Here is a 21,790-nt window from a genome sequence, read left to right on the forward strand (position 1 = left end):
GGTCACCCGGAACACGAGCAGGTGGCAATTCGTGACAACGATCACTTCTGACCCGGGGAAACATCCGGAGCCCGGCCCCTCGCTTCGCCGTGCCGGGGGCGCGCCCGGTACGCTCACCGCCGTGCCACACGCTGATCAGTCCCAAACCACCCAGAAGGGCGTTCCTGTGACATTTCCGGGGCCGCCGCGACCGGTTCAGGTCTCCGCCACGGACCTGGCGGACCTCGCCGATCAGCTGGGTGTCACCGCCCCCGCTGCGGCCGAGGTCACGGGCATCACCCACGACTCCCGGGCCGTACGCCCGGGCGACCTCTATGCCGCGCTGCCCGGTGCCCGGCTGCACGGCGCCGACTTCGTGACGCAGGCCGCGGGCCTCGGTGCGGCGGCCGTGCTCACGGACCCGACCGGCGCCGAACGCGCCGCCGCGACCGGCCTTCCGGTCCTCGTCGTCGATAATCCGCGCGGACGGATGGGCGAACTGGCGGCCACGATCTACGGCCGCCCCGGCCGCGATCTCCTCCAGATCGGCATCACGGGCACCTCGGGCAAGACCACGACGGCGTACCTCATCGAGGGCGGCCTCAAGACGGTCCGTAGCACCGGACTCATCGGCACGGTCGAGACGCGTATCGGCGACGAGCGCATCAAGTCGGAGCGGACGACTCCCGAGGCCACCGACCTCCAGGCGCTGTTCGCGGTGATGCGCGAGCGCGGCGTGGACGCGGTCGCCATGGAGGTGTCCAGCCACGCACTGGTCCTCGGCCGGGTCGACGGCTGTGTCTTCGACATCGCCGTCTTCACGAACCTCAGCCCGGAGCACATGGAGTTCCACTCCGACATGGAGGACTACTTCGGGGCCAAGGCGCAGCTGTTCACGCCGAAACGCAGCCGTTTCGGCGTGGTCAACTTCGACGACGAGTACGGACGGAGGCTCATCAAGGAATCCACCGTCCCTGTGATGACGTTTTCCGCCGAGGGACACCCGGACGCCGACTGGCGTGCCGAGGACGTCGAGGTCGGCCCGCTGGACTCGACGTTCGTCGCGATCGGCCCCAAGGGGGAGCGGATCAGCGCCAAGTCGCCGCTCGCGGGCCCCTTCAACGTCGCCAACACACTCGCCGCGATCGTCGCCCTGGCCGCAGCCGGGCTCGACGCCCAGACCGCGGCCGACGGCATCGCCGCCGTACCGGGTGTGCCGGGCCGCCTGGAACGCGTGGACGCCGGTCAGCCGTACCTCGCGGTCGTCGACTACGCGCACAAGACGGACGCCGTGGAATCGGTGCTGCGCGCCCTGCGCAAGGTCACCGAGGGCAAGATCCACATCGTGCTCGGCTGCGGCGGAGACCGCGACAAGTCCAAGCGGATGCCGATGGGCGCCGCCGCGGCCCGCCTCGCCGACACCGCCGTACTGACGTCGGACAACCCCCGCTCCGAGGACCCCCTCGCGATCCTCGCCACCATGCTCGCGGGCGCCGCCGATGTGCCGGCGCACGAGCGCGGCGAGGTCGCGGTCTTCGAGGACCGGGCCGCCGCGATCGCCGCGGCCGTCGCCCGCGCCGAACCCGGCGACACCGTGCTGGTCGCGGGCAAGGGCCACGAGCAGGGCCAGGACATCGCCGGGGTGGTCCGTCCCTTCGACGATCGCCAGGTGCTTCGCGAAGCTATCCAGAAGACCCAGGGATGAACTTGTGATCGCCCTCTCTCTCGCCGAGATCGCCTCAGTCGTCGGCGGGCAGACGTACGACATATCGGATCCGTCGGTCCAGATCACCGGACCGGTCGTCAGGGACTCCCGAGAGGTGGAGCCAGGCAGCCTGTTCGTCGCCTTCGTGGGCGAGCGCGTGGACGGCCACGACTTCGCCGCACAGGTCGTCGAGGGGGGCGCCACCGCCGTACTGGCGTCCCGGCCCGTCGGTGTGCCCGCGATCGTCGTGGACGACGTCCAGGCGGCCCTCGGAGCCCTCGCCCGCCATGTCGTCGAGCGGCTCGGCGCGACCCTCGTGGCCCTCACCGGCTCCGCCGGCAAGACCAGCACCAAGGACCTGATCGCGCAGGTACTCCGGCGCAAAGCCCCGACCGTGTTCACACCGGGCTCGCTCAACAACGAGATCGGGCTGCCCCTCACCGCGCTCAGCGCCACCGAGGAGACGAGGTTCCTCGTCCTGGAGATGGGCGCCCGCGGTATCGGCCACATCCGCTACCTCGCGGGACTGACCCCGCCGAAGATCGGCCTCGTCCTGAACGTCGGCACCGCCCACATCGGCGAGTTCGGCGGACGCGAGCAGATCGCCCAGGCCAAGGGCGAGCTGGTGGAGGCGCTCCCCGAAGAGGGCGCCGCGATTCTCAACGCCGACGATCCCCTCGTACGCGCCATGGCATCCCGTACGAAGGCCCGCGTGATCCTCTTCGGCGAGTCCGGCGAAGCGGACGTACGGGCCGAGAACGTGCGGCTCACGGAGAGCGGGCAGCCCGCGTTCAGGCTTCACACACCCTCCGGTGCGAGTGATGTGACCATGCGCCTGTACGGTGAGCACCACGTGTCGAACGCGCTCGCCGCGGCCGCCGTCGCCCATGAGTTGGGCATGTCCGCAGACGAGATCGCCGTCGCGCTCTCCGAGGCGGGCTCCCTCTCCCGCTGGCGGATGGAGGTCACCGAGCGCCCGGACGGCGTGACGGTCGTCAACGACGCCTACAACGCGAACCCCGAATCCATGCGGGCGGCCCTGCGTGCGCTGGCTGCCATGGGCGGAGCCTCACGGGCAAGGGGGGGCCGGACCTGGGCGGTGCTCGGCAAGATGGCCGAGCTCGGGGACGAGGCGCTCGCCGAGCACGACGCGGTCGGACGGCTCGCCGTCCGGCTCAACGTCAGCAAGCTCGTCGCGGTCGGGGGCAGGGAAGCGTCCTGGCTCCAACTGGGCGCATATAACGAGGGTTCGTGGGGTGAGGAGTCGGTGCACGTGTCCGACGCACAGGCGGCTGTCGACCTGTTGCGCAATGAGCTGCGCCCGGGGGACGTCGTGCTCGTGAAGGCATCCAGATCGGTGGGGCTCGAGTGGGTGGCTCAGGCGCTGCTCGAGGGTGCCGAGGGTGAGGTCGCCGCCCGATGATGAACCAGATCCTGTTCTCGGGAGTCATCGGCCTGTTCCTGACTCTCGTGGGCACCCCGCTGCTGATCAAACTCCTCGCCCGCAAGGGCTACGGCCAGTACATCCGCGACGACGGCCCGCGCGAGCACCACGCCAAGCGCGGTACGCCGACCATGGGCGGCATCGCCTTCATCCTGGCCACGATCATCGCGTACTTCCTCAGCAAGGTGATCACCGGAAAGCCGCCGACGTTCTCCGGGGTGCTGGTGCTCGGACTGATGGGCGGCATGGGCCTGGTCGGCTTCCTCGACGACTACATCAAGATCGTCAAGCGGAGGTCGCTCGGTCTGCGGGCCAAGGCCAAGATGGCCGGCCAGCTGATCGTCGGCATCAGCTTCGCCGTGCTCTCGCTGCAGTTCGCGGACAGCCGGGGCCAGACACCGGCCTCCACGAAGCTCTCCTTCGTACAGGACTTCGGCTGGACCATCGGCCCGGTGCTGTTCGTGGTCTGGGCGCTGTTCATGATCCTCGCCATGTCGAACGGCGTGAACCTCACCGACGGTCTCGACGGCCTCGCCACCGGCGCCTCCGTCATGGTCTTCGGCGCCTATACGTTCATCGGCGTCTGGCAGTTCCAGGAGTCCTGCGCCAACGGGGACACGCTGACCAACCCGACCGCCTGCTTCGAAGTACGCGATCCACTCGACCTCGCGGTCGTCGCCTCCGCACTGATGGGCGCCTGCTTCGGCTTCCTGTGGTGGAACACCTCACCCGCCAAGATCTTCATGGGCGACACCGGCTCGCTGGCGCTCGGCGGCGCGCTCGCCGGACTCGCCATCTGCTCCCGCACCGAGCTGTTGCTCGCGCTGCTCGGCGGTCTCTTCGTCCTGATCACCATGTCGGTCGTCATCCAGGTCGGCTCCTTCCGGCTGACCGGGAAGCGCGTCTTCCGCATGGCACCCCTCCAGCACCACTTCGAACTCAAGGGGTGGTCCGAAGTCCTTGTCGTGGTCCGCTTCTGGATCATCCAGGGCATGTGCGTGATCGTGGGTCTGGGTCTCTTCTACGCAGGGTGGGCAGCCGACAAGTGACCACTTGGCAGGGCCGGAACATCACCGTCGCCGGCCTCGGCGTGAGCGGCATCAGCGCCGCCCGCGCCCTGGCCGGCCTCGGCGCGTCCGTCACGGTCGTCGACGGGGGCGCCTCCCCGGCACTCCGGGAGCGGGCCGACTCCCTTGAGACAGAGGGCATTTCGGTACGTCTCGGAGACGCCGAGAACCTTCCCGAGGGCACCGACCTCGTGGTCACCTCGCCGGGCTGGAAGCCCACCTCACCGCTCTTCGCCGCGGCCGAGAAGGCAGGCGTGGACGTGGTCGGCGACGTGGAGATCGCCTGGCTGCTGCGTGGCCCGGATGCCGCGCCCTGGCTCGCCGTCACGGGCACCAACGGCAAGACCACCACCACGCAGATGCTCGCGTCGATCCTGAGCGCCGCGGGCCTGCGTACGGCCGCCGTCGGCAACATCGGCACGCCGATCATCGATGTCGTGCTGAGCGAGGAACCGTACAGCGATCTCGATGTACTCGCCGTCGAACTCTCCAGCTACCAACTGCACTGGGCGCCCTCCCTGCGCGCCCACTCCGCCGTCGTGCTCAACATCGCGCCCGACCACCTCGACTGGCACGGCTCCATGGAGGCGTACGCCGCCGACAAGGGCCGTATCTACGAGGGCAATCGGGTCGCCTGCGTCTACAACGTCGCGGACAAGGCCACCGAGGACCTGGTGCGCGCTGCGGACGTCGAGGAGGGCTGCCGGGCGATCGGCTTCACGCTGGGTACGCCCGGGCCGTCCCAACTCGGCGTCGTGGAGGGCCTGCTGGTCGACCGCGCCTTCGTCGAGGACCGGCACAAGCAGGCCCAGGAACTCGCGGAGGTCGGCGACGTCCAGCCGCCCGCCCCGCACAACATCGCCAACGCCCTTGCGGCGGCGGCCCTTGCGCGCGCCTACGGAGTACCCGCCGCGGCCGTACGAGACGGGCTGCGGGCCTTCCGTCCGGACGCGCACCGCATCCAGCACATCGCCGACGTCGGCGGGGTCGCCTACATCGACGACTCCAAGGCCACCAACACCCATGCCGCGGAAGCCTCATTGGCGGCGTACGAATCGATCGTGTGGATCGCCGGAGGGCTCGCCAAGGGCGCGACCTTCGACGAACTGGTCGCCAAGTCGGCAAAGCGACTCCGGGGCGTCGTCCTGTTCGGTGCCGACCGGGCCCTGATCCGGCAGGCGCTGGCGCGACACGCGCCCGAAGTACCGGTCGTCGACCTCGACCGGACCGACACTGGGGCGATGTTCGAGGCCGTCCAGGAGGCGACGCGGCTCGCCCGCGCGGGAGACACGGTGCTCATGGCTCCCGCCTGTGCCTCCATGGACATGTTCACCAACTACAACCAGCGCGGCGACATGTTCGCGGAGGCCGTCCGCGAACTCGGCGCCGCGAGCGCCTGACTCGGCTGCTGCCGCACCGGGAGGCGCCCCGGTACCTCTGGGAGGGACGCGTGACGCCATCGTGGCCGGTGCATCGTGGGCCGCTGGGCGGTGCCGATGCCGAGTAACCGCACCGGTCGGCCCGCCGCCCCGCGCGCCACCGCGCGCCCCGCCGTCGCCCCTCCGCCGAGCGACAACCCCGTACGCCGCCTCTACACGCGTGCGCGCCGTGCCTGGGACCGGCCGCTGACCGCGTACTACCTGATCCTCGGCAGCAGCATGCTGATCACTGTGCTGGGGATCGTGATGGTGTACTCGGCCTCCCAGATCAAGGCGCTGCAACTGTCGCTGCCGGGAACGTACTTCTTCCGGAAGCAGTTCCTGGCCGCCGTGCTGGGCACGATCCTGCTGCTGATCGCCTCGCGGATGCCGTCCAAGCTGCACCGCGCGCTGGCGTATCCGATGCTCCTGGGCTCGGTCTTCCTGATGGTCCTGGTGCAGATCCCGGGGATAGGGGTCGCGGTGAACGGCAACCAGAACTGGATCTCCGTCGGCGGCCCGTTCCAGCTCCAGCCCAGTGAGTTCGGCAAGCTCGCGCTCGTGCTGTGGGGCGCCGATCTGCTCGCCCGCAAGCAGGACAAGCGGCTGTTGACCCAGTGGAAGCACATGCTGGTGCCGCTCGTGCCGGTGGCCTTCATGCTGCTCGGCCTGATCATGCTCGGCGGCGACATGGGCACGGCGATCATCCTCACCGCGATCCTGTTCGGGCTGCTCTGGCTGGCAGGAGCCCCGACGCGGCTCTTCGCGGGCGTACTGGCCATCGCCGGGACGCTCGGCTTGATGCTGATCACGACCAGCCCGAACCGTATGGCGCGGCTGGGCTGCATCGGCGCCACCGAGCCCGGACCGAACGACACCTGCTGGCAGGCCGTGCACGGAATCTACGCCCTCGCCTCCGGCGGAATTTTCGGTTCCGGCCTCGGTGCGAGCGTGGAGAAATGGGGCCAACTCCCGGAAGCACACACGGACTTCATCTTCGCCATCACCGGGGAGGAACTGGGCCTGGCGGGGACGCTGTCGGTACTCGCCCTCTTCGCGGCTCTAGGCTATGCGGGTATCCGCGTGGCCGGACGCACGGAGGACCCCTTCGTGAGGTACGCCGCGGGTGGCGTGACCACCTGGATCACGGCCCAGGCCGTGATCAACATCGGTGCGGTGCTCGGCCTGCTGCCGATCGCCGGAGTCCCGCTCCCGCTGTTCTCCTACGGGGGTTCCGCTTTGCTGCCGACCATGTTCGCCATCGGGCTCCTGATCGCCTTCGCGCGGGAGGATCCCGCTGCGCGGATGGCGCTTGCGATGCGACAACCACGCTTTGGTAGAAAGCGGGCTGGAGGTTCCGGAACCACTCGGAGACCTCGGAGCTGGAACACGATGCGACGGCGCGCTTCGGCGCGTTCGTCCGGAGAGCGGTGAATTTCGGTGCATGTCGTACTCGCCGGTGGAGGGACCGCCGGCCACATCGAGCCCGCGCTCGCCCTCGCGGACGCCCTGCGCAGGCAGGACCCGACCGTGGGCATCACGGCCCTGGGCACGGAGCGCGGACTCGAGACCCGGCTCGTACCCGAGCGGGGCTATGAACTCGCGCTGATCCCCGCCGTCCCGCTGCCCCGCAAACCCACCCCCGAGCTGATCACCGTCCCCGGGCGGCTGCGCGGCACGATCAAGGCGGCCGAGCAGATCCTGGAGCGCACCAAGGCCGACGCCGTCGTCGGCTTCGGCGGCTATGTCGCCCTGCCCGGCTACCTCGCGGCCAAGCGCCTCGGCGTCCCGATCATCGTCCACGAGGCGAACGCCCGGCCCGGCCTGGCCAACAAGATCGGTTCGCGGTACGCGGCCCAGGTCGCCGTCTCGACTCCGGACAGCAAGCTCCGCGGTGCCCGCTACATCGGCATCCCGCTGCGCCGCTCCATCTCGACCCTCGACCGTGCCGCCATGCGCCCCGAGGCCCGCGCCGCCTTCGGGCTCGACCCGAACCTGCCGACCCTGCTGGTCTCCGGCGGCTCGCAGGGCGCCCGCCGCCTCAACGAGGTGGTCCAGCAGGTCGCCCCGTACCTCCAGCAGGCCGGCATCCAGGTCCTGCACGCGGTCGGCCCCAAGAACGAACTGCCGCAGGTCCAGCAGATGCCGGGGATGCCCCCGTACATCCCGGTACCGTACGTGGACCGGATGGATCTCGCGTACGCCGCGGCCGACATGATGCTCTGCCGGGCGGGCGCGATGACCGTCGCCGAACTCGCCGCCGTCGGACTGCCCGCCGCCTACGTCCCGCTGCCGATCGGCAACGGCGAACAGCGGCTGAACGCCCAGCCGGTGGTCAAGGCCGGCGGCGGACTCCTCGTCGACGACGCGGAACTGACGCCCCAGTGGGTTCAGTCCAACGTCCTGCCCGTGCTCGCGGATCCGCACCGGCTGTTCGAGATGTCCCGGGCCGCCGCCGAGTTCGGCCGCCGGGACGCCGACGAACTGCTCGTCGGGATGGTGTACGAGGCGATCGCGTCACGCCGCTAGCGCGTGACAGAAGGCAGGAGAGCGTGGCCGGACCGACGACCGCAGAACGCGGCGACCGCGAGAGACTTCGGTCCGGCCCGCCCCGGCCGCCCCGCCTCAGGGGGCTGCCCCGGCCTCGTACGCTCCTCGTGCTGCTCGTCTGCGTCGTACTCCTCGCCGTGGGCGGCGTCTGGGTGCTCTACGGCTCGGCGTGGCTGCGTGCGGAGCGCGTATCGCCTTCGGGGATGCGAGTCCTGACGGAAGAGCAGGTGCTCGAGGCGGCGGACGTACCGGTCGGATCGCCGTTGATTTCCATCGACACCGAGGCGATTGAGGCAAGACTGCGGCGGAAATTGCCCCGAATTGACTCGGTTGATGTCATCCGTTCCTGGCCCGACGGAATCGGGCTGAAAGTGAAAGAACGCACTCCGGTTCTGATGGTGAAAAAAGGTGGAAACTTCGTAGAAGTGGACGCCAAGGGGGTGCGATATGCGACGGTTCCACGCGCTCCGAAGGGCGTACCGGAACTGAAATTGACGGCGCCTCAGTCCCCCTCCGGAACCTCGCAGTCCGCGAGCCTGAGACGCTTCGGAACGGGCCGGCTGGTGCGTGAGGCGGTGCGCGTCGCGGGTGCCCTTCCGGCCGCCGTCGCGCGTGAGACCCGTACCGTCAAGGTCCGTTCGTACGACTCCATCTCGCTGGAGTTGAGCGGAAACCGGACCGTCGCGTGGGGCAGCGCCGAGAAGGGTCGCGCCAAGGCGAGAACGCTGACCGCTCTGTTGAAAGCCGCATCCGACGCAAGGCACTTCGATGTCAGCGTTCCCACCGCCCCTGCGTCATCAGGGAGTTGACGCACATACGCGCAGGCCAGCACCCTGGTTGGGCAGTGCTACGGCTGATCACATAGGGTGAAAAGAAAAACGGGAGGTTCGGCGTGTTCGTTGAACGCGCGCCACTTGTCGACTTAGTGTCCTGTTCGGAAGGGTCAGACGAAAACCAGCAACGGACACACTGGTAACCCTAAACTTCAGCGTTAGGGTTCGGGTCGGCGTTCGGACCGTCCCATTCGGCATCAGTCGTCGGATCGCGGGCAACCGCGAGGCGGCGACACGTAACTCGAGGCGAGAGGCCTTCGACGTGGCAGCACCGCAGAACTACCTCGCAGTCATCAAAGTCATCGGTGTCGGCGGCGGTGGTGTCAATGCCATCAACCGGATGATCGAGGTCGGTCTCAAGGGCGTCGAGTTCATCGCCATCAACACCGACGCGCAAGCCCTGTTGATGAGCGACGCCGACGTCAAGCTCGACGTCGGCCGTGAACTCACCCGCGGACTCGGCGCCGGAGCCAACCCGGCCGTCGGCCGCAAGGCCGCCGAGGATCACCGCGAGGAGATCGAGGAGGTCCTCAAGGGGGCCGACATGGTCTTCGTGACGGCCGGTGAAGGCGGCGGCACCGGCACCGGCGGCGCACCCGTCGTGGCCAACATCGCCCGTTCCCTCGGCGCCCTCACCATCGGCGTGGTCACGCGCCCGTTCACCTTCGAGGGCCGGCGCCGCGCCAACCAGGCCGAGGACGGCATCGCCGAGCTCCGCGAAGAGGTCGACACCCTCATCGTCATTCCGAACGACCGGCTGCTGTCCATCTCGGACCGCCAGGTCAGCGTGCTCGACGCCTTCAAGTCCGCCGACCAGGTGCTGCTCTCCGGTGTCCAGGGCATCACCGACCTCATCACCACCCCCGGCCTCATCAACCTCGACTTCGCCGACGTCAAGTCCGTGATGTCCGAAGCCGGTTCGGCGCTCATGGGCATCGGCTCCGCCCGCGGCGACGACCGCGCGGTGGCCGCCGCCGAGATGGCGATCTCCTCGCCGCTCCTGGAAGCCTCCATCGACGGCGCCCGTGGCGTACTGCTCTCCATCTCCGGCGGCTCCGACCTCGGCCTGTTCGAGATCAACGAGGCCGCCCAGCTGGTGAGCGAGGCCGCACACCCCGAGGCCAACATCATCTTCGGCGCGGTGATCGACGACGCGCTGGGCGACGAGGTCCGGGTCACGGTCATCGCGGCCGGCTTCGACGGCGGACAGCCCCCGTCCAAGCGGGACAACGTCCTCGGCTCCTCCGCCAAGCGCGAGGAGTCCACATCGGCACGGCCCTCCGAGAGCCGCCCGTCCTTCGGCTCGCTCGGCAGCGTCACGCCGCGCGAGGAGACCCCGGAGCCCGCCCCCGAGCCGGTGAACGAACTGCCGGTCGCCCCGCCGGTCCCGCCGTCGCGGACCTACTCCGACAGCGCGGCCGAGGAACTGGACGTGCCGGACTTCCTCAAGTGATAGGACATCGCTCCGAAACGAGCACAGTGAGCGGCGCGCATTTCGCCTTCACCGACCGGTGGGGCGGGGTGAGCGCCGTTCCGTACGAGGAGCTCAACCTCGGCGGTGGGGGTGCCCTCGCTCGAGCGAAGTCGAGAGTGGGGGAGGTCGGCGACGACCCCGACGCCGTACGCACCAATCGCGAACTGGCTGCCAAGTCGCTCGGCCTCGACCCTGCCCGGGTCGTCTGGATGAACCAGGTGCACGGGCGGGACGTGGCCGTGGTCGACGAACCCTGGGGAGACCGTCCCGTGCCGGAGGTCGACGCCGTCGTCACCGCTCGCCGCCGCCTCGCCCTCGCCGTCCTCACCGCCGACTGCACGCCTGTCCTGCTCGCCGACCCCGTCGCCGGAGTCGTCGCCGCCGCTCACGCGGGACGGCCCGGCATGGTCGCCGGAGTCGTGCCCGCCGCCGTCGCGGCGATGGTCGAACTCGGCGCGGAGCCGGGCCGGATCGTCGCCCGCACAGGCCCCGCCGTCTGCGGCCGCTGCTATGAAGTGCCGGACGCGATGCGCGCCGAGGTCGCCGCCGTCGAGCCGGCGGCGTACGCCGAGACCAGTTGGGGCACTCCCGCGGTCGATGTGACCGCCGGAGTGCACGCACAACTGGAGCGCCTCGGGGTGCGCGACCGGGAACAGTCGCCGGTGTGCACGCTCGAATCGGGCGACCACTTCTCGTACCGCCGCGATCGCACCACCGGTCGGCTCGCGGGCTATGTGTGGCTGGACTGATGGGGCATGACGGACCGTAAGGCGCAAATCGCCAGAAACCTCGCGCAAGTTGAGGAACGCATCACGGCGGCCTGTGTGGCCGCGGGCCGCAAGCGCGAAGAAGTGACCCTGATCGTGGTCACCAAGACCTACCCCGCGAGCGATGTGCGGATCCTGTCGGAACTCGGTGTGCGTCACGTCGCCGAGAACCGGGACCAGGACGCGGCGCCCAAGGCCGCCGAGTGTTCGGATCTGCCTCTCACCTGGCACTTCGTCGGTCAGTTGCAGACCAACAAGGTGCGTTCCGTGGTCGGTTATGCGGGAATTGTGCAGTCGATCGACCGGTCCAGGCTCGTCACGGCTCTGTCGAAGGAAGCCGTACGTACCGGACGCGAGGTGGGCTGTCTCATCCAGGTCGCGCTCGACGCGGACGAGAGCGGGCGGGGGGCCCGCGGGGGCGTCGGGCCGGACGGAGTCGAGGAGTTGGGTGAACTTGTGGCGGGGGCTCCGGGGTTGCGACTTGACGGACTGATGACCGTCGCTCCGCTCACCGGACCGTACGCGGGGCGTGAACAGGCGGCGTTCGAGCGGTTGATGGATTTGTCGACTGACCTGCGCAGGGCTCATCCGGCTGCGAACATGGTCTCGGCAGGGATGAGTTCGGACCTCGAACAGGCCGTGGCGGCCGGAGCGACACATGTACGCGTCGGCACCGCGGTACTCGGAGTCCGTCCCGGGCTCGGGTAACGTCGCCAAGAAGTCGGACCACAGCAGAAAATATGGTCATTACCGCCGAAAGCGGGCATAACGACCTCGTGGATCGCGGGCGCTTGGCAATAGTCAGCCGATCCACCACAGAGCGGAGGACTCAGAGCAATGGCCGGCGCGATGCGCAAGATGGCGGTCTACCTCGGCCTCGTGGAGGACGATGGGTACGACGGCAGGGGCTTCGACCCCGACGACGACTTCGAGCCCGAGCTTGATCCGGAGCCCGAGCGAGACCGCCGGCGGCACGAGCCGCCGCATCAGTCGCACCAGTCGCATCAGTCCCAACGGGATGAAGCGGTACGAGTGGTGCAGCCTCCGGTGCAGCGTGATCCCGTGTCACATTCCTCTTCGCTATCGGCGGAATCGGGACGTCCGGCGCGAATCGCCCCCGTGGCATCCATCACACAAGAACGTCAGAGCCTGGAGAAGAACGCACCGGTGATCATGCCCAAGGTCGTGTCGGAACGAGAGCCGTACCGGATCACCACACTGCACCCTCGGACCTACAACGAGGCCCGTACCATCGGGGAACACTTCCGTGAAGGCACCCCGGTGATCATGAACTTGACCGAGATGGATGACACCGATGCCAAGCGACTTGTCGACTTCGCCGCCGGTTTGGTGTTTGGTCTTCATGGGAGTATCGAGAGGGTGACGCAGAAGGTGTTCCTGTTGTCGCCTGCTAACGTCGATGTCACGGCGGAGGACAAGGCTCGCATCGCAGAGGGCGGGTTCTTCAACCAGAGCTGATACGTAGGACCGGACAGAGCACGGAAACAGGGGAGAGGGAAGCGCGGATCATGAGCGTGGTCTTGGATGTTGTCTACATCGCGCTGATGTGTTTCCTCATCGTGCTGATCTTCCGGCTTGTCATGGACTACGTCTTCCAGTTCGCCCGCTCATGGCAACCCGGCAAGCCGATGGTGGTCATTCTCGAGGCCACCTACACTGTCACGGATCCACCGCTCAAGCTTCTGCGGCGGTTCATCCCGCCGCTGCGTCTCGGGGGCGTGGCGCTCGACCTGTCCTTCTTCGTACTGATGATCATCGTCTACATCCTGATCTCCATTGTGATCCGGCTGTGAACGATACGGTCTTGCCGAACGCCGACGATGCCGACGACTACGTTGAGGTGAAGAGATGCCGTTGACCCCCGAGGACGTGCGGAACAAGCAGTTCACGACCGTCCGCCTCCGAGAAGGCTATGACGAGGACGAGGTCGATGCCTTCCTCGACGAGGTCGAAGCCGAACTGACCCGCCTGCTCCGCGAGAACGAGGACCTGCGCGCCAAGCTGGCCGCTGCCACGCGTGCCGCCGCGCAGAACCAGCAGCAGGGCATGCGCAAGCCGCCTGAACCCCAGGATCAGGGGCAACAGGGGCCGCCGCAGGGTATGCGCGGTGGTCCGGAGGGTATGCGCGGCGGGCCGGGTGGTCCCGTACCCGCCGGCATATCGGGCCCGCCGCAGCAGCAGATGGGTGGCCCCATGGGTGGTCCGCCCGCGCTGCCGAGCGGTGCACCGCAGCTGCCCGCCGGCCCCGGCGGACAGGGCGGTCCGCAGGGGCCCGGTGGCCCCGGCCAGATGGGCCAGGGTCCGATGGGTCAGGGTCAGATGGGTCAGGGTCAGATGGGCCAGGGTCCCGGCCCGATGCAGGGGCAGCTGCCGCAGCAGATGGGTGGCCCGATGGGCGGTCCCATGGGTGGCCCGATGGGCGGTCCTCCGCAGCAGATGGGCGGCCAGGGCGGTCCCGGTGGCGACAGTGCGGCCCGCGTGCTCTCGCTTGCTCAGCAGACCGCCGACCAGGCGATCGCCGAGGCGCGTTCCGAGGCCAACAAGATCGTCGGTGAGGCGCGCAGCCGTGCCGAGGGTCTGGAGCGGGACGCCCGTGCCAAGGCGGACGCCCTGGAGCGGGACGCGCAGGAGAAGCACCGCGTAGCGATGGGCTCCCTGGAGTCCGCTCGCGCCACGCTGGAGCGCAAGGTCGAGGACCTGCGCGGCTTCGAGCGCGAGTACCGTACGCGGCTCAAGTCCTACCTCGAGTCCCAGCTGCGTCAGCTGGAGACCCAGGCGGACGACTCGCTGGCTCCGCCGCGTCAGCCCGCGACCGCCTCGCTGCCGTCGTCGTCGCCCTCCATGGCGCCGGCCGGTGCGAGCGCACCGTCCTACGGCGGCAACCAGTCGATGGGCGGTGGCCCGGCCCCCGCTGCTCCGTCCTACGGCGGCCAGCAGCAGATGTCCCCGGCCATGACCCAGCCGATGGCGCCGGTACGGCCGCAGGGCCCGTCGCCGATGGGTCAGGCTCCCTCGCCGATGCGTGGGTTCCTGATCGACGAGGACGACAACTGACGGCCTCTTATACGCCTTAGGCGTCGGCAGCGTTCAGGGCGAGGCCCCCGGATTTCCGGGGGCCTCGCCCTTTGTCTCGCCCTTTTGTGCTGACCTGGCGAGCGTCTGTGCGTGGGCACGCAACGCCGAAGGCCCGGGCCCGCCAAAGAAGTTCGGCGGGCCCGGGCCTTGCGCGTGCTGGGCGTGCTTACGCTTTGCGGAGGCGGAACGTCAGCTGCAGCGACTCGTCCGTGAACGGGGCGCCGTACTTGTCGTCCGCGTCGCCTTGGGCGAAGTCCGTGGCGAGGACCTCGTCTGAGATGAGGCCGGAGTGCTCGGACAGGGCCGCGGTGACCTTCGGGTCCGTGGAGGTCCAGCGCAGGGCGATGCGGTCGGCCACGTCGAGGCCGCTGTTCTTGCGGGCCTCCTGGATCAGGCGGATCGCGTCACGGGCCAGGCCAGCCTGGCGCAGCTCCTCGGTGATCTCCAGGTCGAGGGCGACCGTCGCGCCGGAGTCCGAGGCGACGGACCAGCCCTCGCGCGGGGTCTCCGTGATGATGACCTCGTCCGGAGCGAGCGTCACCGTCTCGCCGTCGACCTCGACCGACGCCGTGCCCTCGCGCAGGGCCAGGGACAGCGCGGCCGCATCAGCGTTGGCGACGGCCTTGGCCACATCCTGGACGCGCTTGCCGAACCGCTTGCCCAGCGCACGGAAGTTGGCCTTGGCGGTCGTGTCGACCAGCGAGCCGCCCACCTCGCTCAGCGACGCCAGCGAGGAGACGTTCAGCTCCTCCGTGATCTGCGCGTGCAGCTCGGGGTCGAGCGCCTCGAACCCGCTCGCCGCCACCAGCGCACGCGACAGCGGCTGACGCGTCTTCACACCCGACTCCGCGCGCGTGGCACGGCCCAGCTCCACAAGACGGCGTACGAGCACCATCTGCTTCGACAGCTCCGGGTCGATGACGGACAGGTCCGCCTCCGGCCAGGACGAAAGGTGTACGGACTCGGGGGCGCCCGGCGTCACCGGCACCACCAGGTCCTGCCAGACCCGCTCGGTGATGAACGGGGTCAGCGGGGCCATCAGCTTCGTGACCGTCTCGACGACCTCGTGCAGGGTGCGCAGCGCCGCCTTGTCGCCCTGCCAGAAGCGGCGACGGGAGCGGCGTACATACCAGTTGGACAGGTCGTCGACGAACGCCGACAGGAGCTTTCCGGCGCGCTGGGTGTCGTACGCCTCCAGGGACTGGGTCACCTGGTCGGTGAGCGCGTGGAGTTCGGACAGGAGCCAGCGGTCCAGGACCGGGCGGTCGGCAGGGGCCGGGTCCGCCGCACTGGGCGCCCAGTTCGACGTGCGGGCGTACAGGGCCTGGAAGGCGACCGTGTTCCAGTACGTCAGGAGCGTCTTGCGGACGACCTCCTGGATGGTGTTGTGGCCGACGCGGCGGGCCGCCCAGGGGGAGCCGCCGGCCGCCATGAACCAGCGGACCGCGTCCGCGCCGTGCTGGTCCATGAGCGGGATCGGCGGGAGCATGTTGCCCAGGTGCTTGGACATCTTGCGGCCGTCCTCGGCGAGGATGTGGCCCAGGCAGACCACGTTCTCGTACGAGGACTTGTCGAAGACCAGCGTGCCGACGGCCATCAGCGTGTAGAACCAGCCGCGGGTCTGGTCGATGGCCTCGCAGATGAACTGCGCAGGGTAGCGCTGCTCGAAGAGTTCCTTGTTCTTGTACGGGTAGCCCCACTGCGCGAACGGCATCGAACCCGAGTCGTACCAGGCGTCGATGACCTCCGGAACGCGCGTGGCCGTCTGTCCGCAGCCGTCCTGGGGGCAGGCGAAGGTGACCTCGTCGATGAACGGGCGGTGCGGGTCGAGGGTCGACTGGTCCGTGCCGGTCAGCTCGGTCAGCTCTGCCCGGGAGCCCACGCAGGTGAGGTGGTCGTCCGCGCAGCGCCAGACGGGCAGCGGCGTGCCCCAGTAGCGGTTGCGGGACAGGGCCCAGTCGATGTTGTTGTTCAGCCAGTCGCCGTAGCGGCCGTGCTTGACCGTCTCCGGGAACCAGTTCGTCTTCTCGTTCTCCTGGAGGAGGCGGTCCTTGACGGCCGTGGTGCGGATGTACCAGGACGGCTGCGCGTAGTAGAGGAGCGCGGTGTGGCAGCGCCAGCAGTGCGGGTAGCTGTGCTCGTACGGGGTGTGCTTGAAGAGCAGACCGCGGTTCTGGAGGTCCTCGGTGAGCTTTTCGTCGGCCTTCTTGAAGAAGACGCCGCCTACGAGAGGGACATCCTCTTCGAAGGTGCCGTCGGGGCGCACCGGGTTGACCACCGGCAGGCCGTACGCGCGGCAGACCCTGAGGTCGTCCTCACCGAAGGCGGGGGACTGGTGGACCAGACCCGTACCGTCCTCGGTCGTGACGTAGTCGGCGTTCACGACGAAGTGCGTGCCGCCCTCGGTCTCCGGGAACTCCACGAGCTCGAACGGTCGTTGGTAGGACCAGCGCTCCATCTCGGCGCCCGTGAAGGTCTGGCCGGTGGTCTCCCAGCCCTCGCCCAGGGCCTTGGCGACGAGCGGCTCGGCGACGACGAGCTTCTCCTCGCCGTTCGTGGCGACGACGTAGGTGACCTCGGCGTGGGCGGCGACCGCGGTGTTGGACACCAGGGTCCACGGGGTGGTCGTCCACACCAGGAGCGCGGCCTCGCCCGCGAGCGGACCGGAGGTGAGCGGGAAACGGACGTACACCGACGGGTCGACGACCGTCTCGTAGCCCTGTGCCAGCTCGTGGTCCGACAGGCCCGTGCCGCAGCGCGGGCACCAGGGGGCGACGCGGTGGTCCTGGACCAGTAGGCCCTTGTTGAAGATCTCCTTGAGCGACCACCAGACCGACTCGACGTACTCCGGGTCCATCGTGCGGTACGGGTCGCTGAGGTCGGTCCAGTACCCCATGCGGGTCGTGAGCTCTTCGAAGGCGTCGGTGTGGCGGGTCACGGACTCGCGGCACTTGGCGTTGAACTCCGCGATGCCGTACGCCTCGATGTCCTTCTTGCCGTTGAAGCCGAGCTCCTTCTCCACCGCCAGCTCCACGGGCAGGCCGTGGCAGTCCCAGCCGGCCTTGCGCGCCACGTGGTAGCCGCGCATGGTGCGGAAGCGGGGGAAGACGTCCTTGAAGACACGGGCCTCGATGTGGTGGGTGCCCGGCATGCCGTTGGCTGTGGGCGGGCCCTCGTAGAACACCCACTCCGGGCGCCCCTCGGACTGCTCCAGGCTCTTGGCGAAGATCTTCTGCTCACGCCAGAAGTCGAGCACGGCGTGCTCGAGGGCGGGCAGGTCGACCTGGGCGGGCACCTGGCGGTACGTCGGCGTTGTCATCAGCGAACTTCCTCCGGCGGACTTGCTGCCTTCCGTCCGGAGGGACGAGAGCCGTGTCTTTCCGTACGCCGGTTTCGGCGCGCTCCCGCGGTACCACCCTCCTTGGCCCGCCGACACCATGTGTGCGTCGGTGAGCCCCCTCATTGGGGTCGCGATGCCGGGTCTACTGGCCGTCGCCTACGGCTGCGGTGTTCTTCCAGCGGCTCCGGGGTGATCTTCACGTCGCGCTCGCCCCCGGGCTCGCACCGTCCCCGGGTCGCTCATGGCTGCGTACGTCGCTACTCGTCCCCATCCACGCTTTTCGCTCCGCCCAGTGTACGGCGCCGGGCAGACAGCGGCCGACCGGTTTTCCGGGATCCGTGGGCAGGGGCTCACAGGGCGTGCGGGAGGCGCACGGACTGACCCGAATGGCCAGGGGCCGTGGTTCGCGTCCCGGTACGGGGGACTCGGCGGATTACCTGGCGGGGAGCTGGGCACAACGCTTGCAGGCTCGCCACGTGGCACCTGAGAGGCGGGTGAATCGGGCAGCGTGCCCCGTTGCCGCGGGCCAGAAGTCGATTTATCGTCCCAGCACGATTCGCGAACAAGATCACAATCTGTGAAGGGGCCGCGGCCATGGTGGCGAAGAAGACGGCCGTACCGCAGTCGGCGTCCAGGAGAACCACGGGGGCGGCGGGCGGTGCCGGAGCGGCGGCCAAGGATGTGAACGGCAAGAAGAGCACGCGCGGGCGCTCTGCTGCGGGGTCGGGCGTCGGCTCCCGTGCCGGTGGTGTTGCCGGTGGCGGGAAGCCGGAGGGTACGAAACCGGCTGCCGCGAGCAAGAAGACGGCCGCTACGAAGACGGCTGGTTCGGGAGCCGGCGCTTCGAAGAGGACGGCTGCCAGGAAGAGCACCACGACCGCTACAGAGCCGGCCGGTACGAAAACGGGCGCCACGAAGACGGCCGCCAGGCAGACGGCGGCTACGAAGTCGGCCGGTGAGAAAACGGCCACCAAGAAGGAGGTGGCTTCGAAGGCGGGCGCCAAGAAGGGGACCGCCAAGAAAGGGGGCACCAAGAAGGCCGGCATCGAAGAGGCAGTCACTAAGAAGGCAGCCGCAAAGGAAGGCGCTTCCGAGAAGGCGGTGGCCGAGAAGGCACCGGCCGAGAAGGCGGCGGTGAAGACCGCGGTGAAGGAGGCCACCGGCGTGGCCGCCCAGGCTGCGGCAGGGAAAGCCGGCGGCAAGGAGGTCCCTGGGAAGGGGACCGGCGGTAAGGAGGTCCCCGGGAAGGGGCCCGGCGGTAAGAAGCGCAGTATCACGCGCACACGTACGGCCAAGAAAGCGGTCGCCTCCGCGGCCGAGGGTGCGGCCGAGGCCGCGAAGACGACGGGAGCCACGACGGTGGTTGCGAAGAAGACTCCTGGTACGGCCACGGCGGCGGGCAAGACCACCGCGGTTCCCAAGGCCCGGCTCGCCGCGGTGGAGCCCGGCGAGCTCGCCGTACGCCCCGGTGAGGACCCCTGGACCCCGGAAGAGGTCGCGGAGGCACGTGCGGAGCTGCTCTCGGAGGTGGTGCGACTGCGCGCCGAGATCACCAACTCCGAGGAGTCCCTGGCGGGCCTGATGCGCGACTCCGGGGACGGGGCCGGTGACGATCAGGCGGACACCGGCACCAAGAACATCACGCGCGAGCACGAGATGGCGCTCGCGGCCAACGCCCGGGAGATGCTGGAGCAGACCGAGCGCGCCCTCGAGCGCCTGGACGCGGGCACGTACGGCTTGTGCGAGAACTGCGGCAATGCCATCGGCAAGGCCCGTATGCAGGCCTTCCCGCGCGCCACCCTGTGCGTCGAGTGCAAGCAGAAGACGGAGCGCCGTTCCTGAGCGGCCCGGTGCGCCGAAGTGGCACATGGGTGCCTGGAAGCGTGCCGTAGTCTCGTCCTCAGTCAGGCACCTAGGTTGAGGGACACACGTGGCAGAGGCGGAGCGCATCATCGGTACGCCGGATATCCCGGAGGCGGCTGGGGCCGAGCCGGAGCACACCGACAAGAGCGCGGCGTCGGGCGAGCGGTCCGACTCCCCGGGGACGCGGGATCCGTCGGCACCGGACGAGGCACCGGGATCCGACTCCGACTCCGGTTCCGAGGAGAAGGCGGCGCAGGCCGAGCGGCCCAGGGGCAAGCGCCGTATCGCCGTGCTGTTCTCGGTCGCCGTCCTGGCGTACGCCCTGGACCTGGGCAGCAAGATCATCGTGGTGGCGAAGCTGGAGCACCATGAGCCGATCGAGATCATCGGGGACTGGCTGAGGTTCGAGGCGATCCGCAACGCGGGCGCGGCCTTCGGCATCGGCGAGGCCTTCACCGTGATCTTCACGGTGATCGCGACGGCCGTGATCGTGGTGATCGCCCGCCTCGCGCGCAAGCTCTACAGCCTGCCCTGGGCCATCGCGCTCGGCATGCTGCTCGGCGGGGCGCTCGGCAATCTCACCGACCGGATCTTCCGCTCGCCGGGCGTCTTCGAGGGCGCGGTCGTCGACTTCATCGCCCCCAAGGGCTTCGCCGTCTTCAACCTCGCCGACTCGGCGATCGTCTGCGGCGGCATCCTGATCGTGCTGCTGTCGTTCCGCGGCCTCGACCCGGACGGCACGGTCCACAAGAACTGAGCCCGCCCCGCCCCCAGGACCGGCCCGTGCTCCCTCGCGGGCGGTGCTGTCAGTCCCGTCCGGCATACTCGACGGGTGAGCACAGTTCCCGAGATCCGTACCCTGCCCGTGCCCGACGGCCTGGAGGGCGAGCGCGTCGACGCCGCCATATCACGCATGTTCGGCTTCTCCCGTACGAAGGCGGCCGAGCTGGCCGCGGCAGGCAAGGTGCTGGTCGACGGCACTGCGGTCGGCAAGTCCGAGCGGGTGCAGGGCGGTGCGTGGCTGGAGGTCGAGATGCCGCAGGCGCCCGCGCCCGTGCAGATCGTCGCCGAGCCGGTCGAGGGCATGGAGATCGTGCACGACGACGATGACGTGGTGGTGATCGTCAAGCCCGTCGGGGTCGCCGCGCACCCCAGCCCCGGCTGGTCGGGCCCCACGGTGATCGGCGGACTCGCGGCTGCCGGGTACCGCATCTCGACCTCGGGCGCCGCCGAGCGCCAGGGCATCGTGCACCGCCTGGACGTAGGTACGTCGGGCCTGATGGTGGTGGCCAAGTCGGAGTACGCGTACACGTCGCTCAAGCGCCAGTTCAAGGAGCGCACGGTCGACAAGCGCTACCACGCGCTGGTGCAGGGCCACCCGGACCCGACCAGCGGCACCATCGACGCACCCATCGGACGGCATCCGAACCACGACTACAAGTGGGCGGTCACGGCCGAGGGCAAGCCCTCCGTGACGCATTACGACCTGATCGAGGCGTTCCGCGCGGCCTCCTTGCTCGACATCAAGCTGGAGACCGGTCGGACGCATCAGATCCGCGTCCACATGGCGGCCCACCGGCATCCGTGCGTGGGCGACCTGACGTACGGCGCGGACCCGACCCTCGCCAAGCGGCTCGGGCTGACCCGGCAGTGGCTGCACGCCGTGCGGCTCGGCTTCGAGCACCCCGGGGACGGGCAGTGGGCCGAGTTCGCCTGCGACTACCCCGCGGACCTGCAGCAGGCGCTGGACCAGGTGCGGGAGGAGACCTACGCATGAGCGCGTCGTACGCGGTGCGGGTGGCCGAGGACCCCGCAGACCGCGAGGCCTGCTTCGCGGTGCGCAAAGAGGTCTTCGTAGGCGAGCAGCAGGTCCCCGAGGACCTGGAGTACGACGCGTACGACGCCGACGCCGTGCATGTCCTCGCCGTCCGCGAGGACGCTGTGCCGATCGGCGCGGGACGCCTGCTGTACGGCGAGGCGGCGGCCGCCAAGAACGGTGGTGACCCGGGTGTCGGCTCCCTGGGGCGGCTCGCCGTCCTGAAGTCCGCGCGCGGGCTCGGTGTCGGCATCGCGCTCGTCCGGGGCATCGAGGACGCGGCACGCGCGCGTGGGCTCACGGCGGTCGATCTGCACGCGCAGACGCATGCGCTGGGGTTCTATGAGCGGCTGGGGTATGAGGCGTACGGCCCCGAATATCTTGAGGCGGGGATTCCGCATCAGGCGATGAGGCGCTCTCTGTAGCTGCCGCCGTAGC

At 69.2% G+C, this 21,790-nt stretch carries 18 protein-coding genes; 17 read left to right on the top strand and 1 reads right to left on the bottom strand.

The window, feature by feature from the left end:
• The first annotated feature begins 31 nt into the window (after window positions 1-31).
• From OHT21_RS35045 to OHT21_RS35105, 13 genes are all read left to right on the top strand, one after another.
• Window positions 32-1,684: a UDP-N-acetylmuramoyl-L-alanyl-D-glutamate--2,6-diaminopimelate ligase gene (locus tag OHT21_RS35045; RefSeq protein WP_328772272.1), complete on the top strand. Its 1,653-nt coding sequence runs from the start codon at window positions 32-34 to the stop codon at window positions 1,682-1,684.
• A 4-nt stretch (window positions 1,685-1,688) separates the two neighbouring features.
• Window positions 1,689-3,107, top strand: coding sequence for a UDP-N-acetylmuramoyl-tripeptide--D-alanyl-D-alanine ligase (locus OHT21_RS35050; protein WP_328772273.1), 1,419 nt, complete (start codon window positions 1,689-1,691; stop codon window positions 3,105-3,107).
• Window positions 3,104-4,177 (top strand): phospho-N-acetylmuramoyl-pentapeptide-transferase, encoded by a 1,074-nt coding sequence (gene mraY / locus OHT21_RS35055; RefSeq protein ID WP_165340597.1) that lies wholly within the window; start codon window positions 3,104-3,106, stop codon window positions 4,175-4,177. The genes OHT21_RS35050 and mraY overlap by 4 nt, the downstream gene beginning before the upstream one ends.
• The gene (murD, locus tag OHT21_RS35060) at window positions 4,174-5,595 is read left to right on the top strand and encodes a UDP-N-acetylmuramoyl-L-alanine--D-glutamate ligase (RefSeq protein ID WP_328772274.1); all 1,422 of its coding nucleotides are present in this window, start codon (window positions 4,174-4,176) and stop codon (window positions 5,593-5,595) included. Before mraY ends, murD begins: the two co-directional genes overlap by 4 nt.
• 96 nt (window positions 5,596-5,691) lie before the next feature.
• Entirely contained in the window at window positions 5,692-7,047 is a 1,356-nt protein-coding gene (gene ftsW / locus OHT21_RS35065) for a putative lipid II flippase FtsW (RefSeq protein ID WP_328772275.1), read from the top strand.
• A 6-nt stretch (window positions 7,048-7,053) separates the two neighbouring features.
• Entirely contained in the window at window positions 7,054-8,142 is a 1,089-nt protein-coding gene (gene murG / locus OHT21_RS35070; RefSeq protein WP_328772276.1) for an undecaprenyldiphospho-muramoylpentapeptide beta-N-acetylglucosaminyltransferase, read from the top strand.
• A gap of 23 nt (window positions 8,143-8,165) precedes the next feature.
• Complete coding sequence (locus OHT21_RS35075; protein WP_328772277.1) at window positions 8,166-8,972, top strand: cell division protein FtsQ/DivIB; 807 nt, start codon at window positions 8,166-8,168, stop codon at window positions 8,970-8,972.
• 286 nt (window positions 8,973-9,258) lie between these two features.
• A complete protein-coding gene (gene ftsZ / locus OHT21_RS35080; RefSeq protein ID WP_328772278.1) occupies window positions 9,259-10,449 on the top strand; it encodes a cell division protein FtsZ in 1,191 nt (396 codons plus the stop codon).
• Between the two features lie 26 nt (window positions 10,450-10,475).
• A complete protein-coding gene (gene pgeF / locus OHT21_RS35085) occupies window positions 10,476-11,219 on the top strand; it encodes a peptidoglycan editing factor PgeF (protein WP_328772279.1) in 744 nt (247 codons plus the stop codon).
• Between the two features lie 6 nt (window positions 11,220-11,225).
• Window positions 11,226-11,945, top strand: a complete 720-nt coding sequence (locus OHT21_RS35090; RefSeq protein WP_328772280.1) for a YggS family pyridoxal phosphate-dependent enzyme — start codon at window positions 11,226-11,228, stop codon at window positions 11,943-11,945.
• Window positions 11,946-12,074: 129 nt separating this feature from the next.
• Window positions 12,075-12,716, top strand: coding sequence for a cell division protein SepF (locus OHT21_RS35095; protein ID WP_328772281.1), 642 nt, complete (start codon window positions 12,075-12,077; stop codon window positions 12,714-12,716).
• Window positions 12,717-12,766: 50 nt separating this feature from the next.
• A complete protein-coding gene (locus OHT21_RS35100; protein ID WP_328772282.1) occupies window positions 12,767-13,051 on the top strand; it encodes a YggT family protein in 285 nt (94 codons plus the stop codon).
• A 55-nt stretch (window positions 13,052-13,106) separates the two neighbouring features.
• Window positions 13,107-14,312, top strand: a complete 1,206-nt coding sequence (locus OHT21_RS35105) for a DivIVA domain-containing protein (RefSeq protein WP_328772283.1) — start codon at window positions 13,107-13,109, stop codon at window positions 14,310-14,312.
• A gap of 187 nt (window positions 14,313-14,499) precedes the next feature.
• Here OHT21_RS35105 and ileS read toward each other — a convergent pair whose 3' ends face one another.
• On the bottom strand, window positions 14,500-17,652 hold the full coding sequence (gene ileS / locus OHT21_RS35110; protein WP_328772284.1) for an isoleucine--tRNA ligase: 3,153 nt from the start codon (window positions 17,650-17,652) through the stop codon (window positions 14,500-14,502).
• Window positions 17,653-18,267: 615 nt separating this feature from the next.
• Between ileS and OHT21_RS35115 the strand changes: the two genes are divergently transcribed.
• From OHT21_RS35115 to OHT21_RS35130, 4 genes are all read left to right on the top strand, one after another.
• Window positions 18,268-19,515 carry a TraR/DksA C4-type zinc finger protein gene (locus OHT21_RS35115; RefSeq protein WP_328772285.1) on the top strand — a complete coding sequence of 416 codons (1,248 nt, stop codon included), beginning with the start codon at window positions 18,268-18,270 and terminating at the stop codon, window positions 19,513-19,515.
• Window positions 19,516-19,603: 88 nt separating this feature from the next.
• Window positions 19,604-20,293 (top strand): signal peptidase II, encoded by a 690-nt coding sequence (gene lspA, locus OHT21_RS35120; protein ID WP_328772286.1) that lies wholly within the window; start codon window positions 19,604-19,606, stop codon window positions 20,291-20,293.
• Between the two features lie 75 nt (window positions 20,294-20,368).
• Window positions 20,369-21,313 carry an RluA family pseudouridine synthase gene (locus OHT21_RS35125; RefSeq protein WP_328772287.1) on the top strand — a complete coding sequence of 315 codons (945 nt, stop codon included), beginning with the start codon at window positions 20,369-20,371 and terminating at the stop codon, window positions 21,311-21,313.
• The gene (locus OHT21_RS35130) at window positions 21,310-21,777 is read left to right on the top strand and encodes a GNAT family N-acetyltransferase (protein ID WP_328772288.1); all 468 of its coding nucleotides are present in this window, start codon (window positions 21,310-21,312) and stop codon (window positions 21,775-21,777) included. The genes OHT21_RS35125 and OHT21_RS35130 overlap by 4 nt, the downstream gene beginning before the upstream one ends.
• Window positions 21,778-21,790 lie beyond the last annotated feature (13 nt).

This window comes from Streptomyces sp. NBC_00286 (genome assembly GCF_036173125.1).
Taxonomy (GTDB): Bacteria; Actinomycetota; Actinomycetes; order Streptomycetales; family Streptomycetaceae; genus Streptomyces.

Bases quoted from the DNA above. Each gene is read 5' to 3' on its own strand.
- mraY (WP_165340597.1), top strand. From the start codon at position 3,104: ATGATGAACCAGATCCTGTTCTCGGGAGTCATCGGCCTGTTCCTGACT.
- ftsW (WP_328772275.1), top strand. From the start codon at position 5,692: ATGCCGAGTAACCGCACCGGTCGGCCCGCCGCCCCGCGCGCCACCGCG.
- OHT21_RS35090 (WP_328772280.1), top strand. From the start codon at position 11,226: ATGACGGACCGTAAGGCGCAAATCGCCAGAAACCTCGCGCAAGTTGAG.
- OHT21_RS35095 (WP_328772281.1), top strand. From the start codon at position 12,075: ATGGCCGGCGCGATGCGCAAGATGGCGGTCTACCTCGGCCTCGTGGAG.
- OHT21_RS35100 (WP_328772282.1), top strand. From the start codon at position 12,767: ATGAGCGTGGTCTTGGATGTTGTCTACATCGCGCTGATGTGTTTCCTC.
- OHT21_RS35105 (WP_328772283.1), top strand. From the start codon at position 13,107: ATGCCGTTGACCCCCGAGGACGTGCGGAACAAGCAGTTCACGACCGTC.
- ileS (WP_328772284.1), bottom strand. From the start codon at position 17,652: ATGACAACGCCGACGTACCGCCAGGTGCCCGCCCAGGTCGACCTGCCC.
- OHT21_RS35115 (WP_328772285.1), top strand. From the start codon at position 18,268: ATGGTGGCGAAGAAGACGGCCGTACCGCAGTCGGCGTCCAGGAGAACC.
- OHT21_RS35130 (WP_328772288.1), top strand. From the start codon at position 21,310: ATGAGCGCGTCGTACGCGGTGCGGGTGGCCGAGGACCCCGCAGACCGC.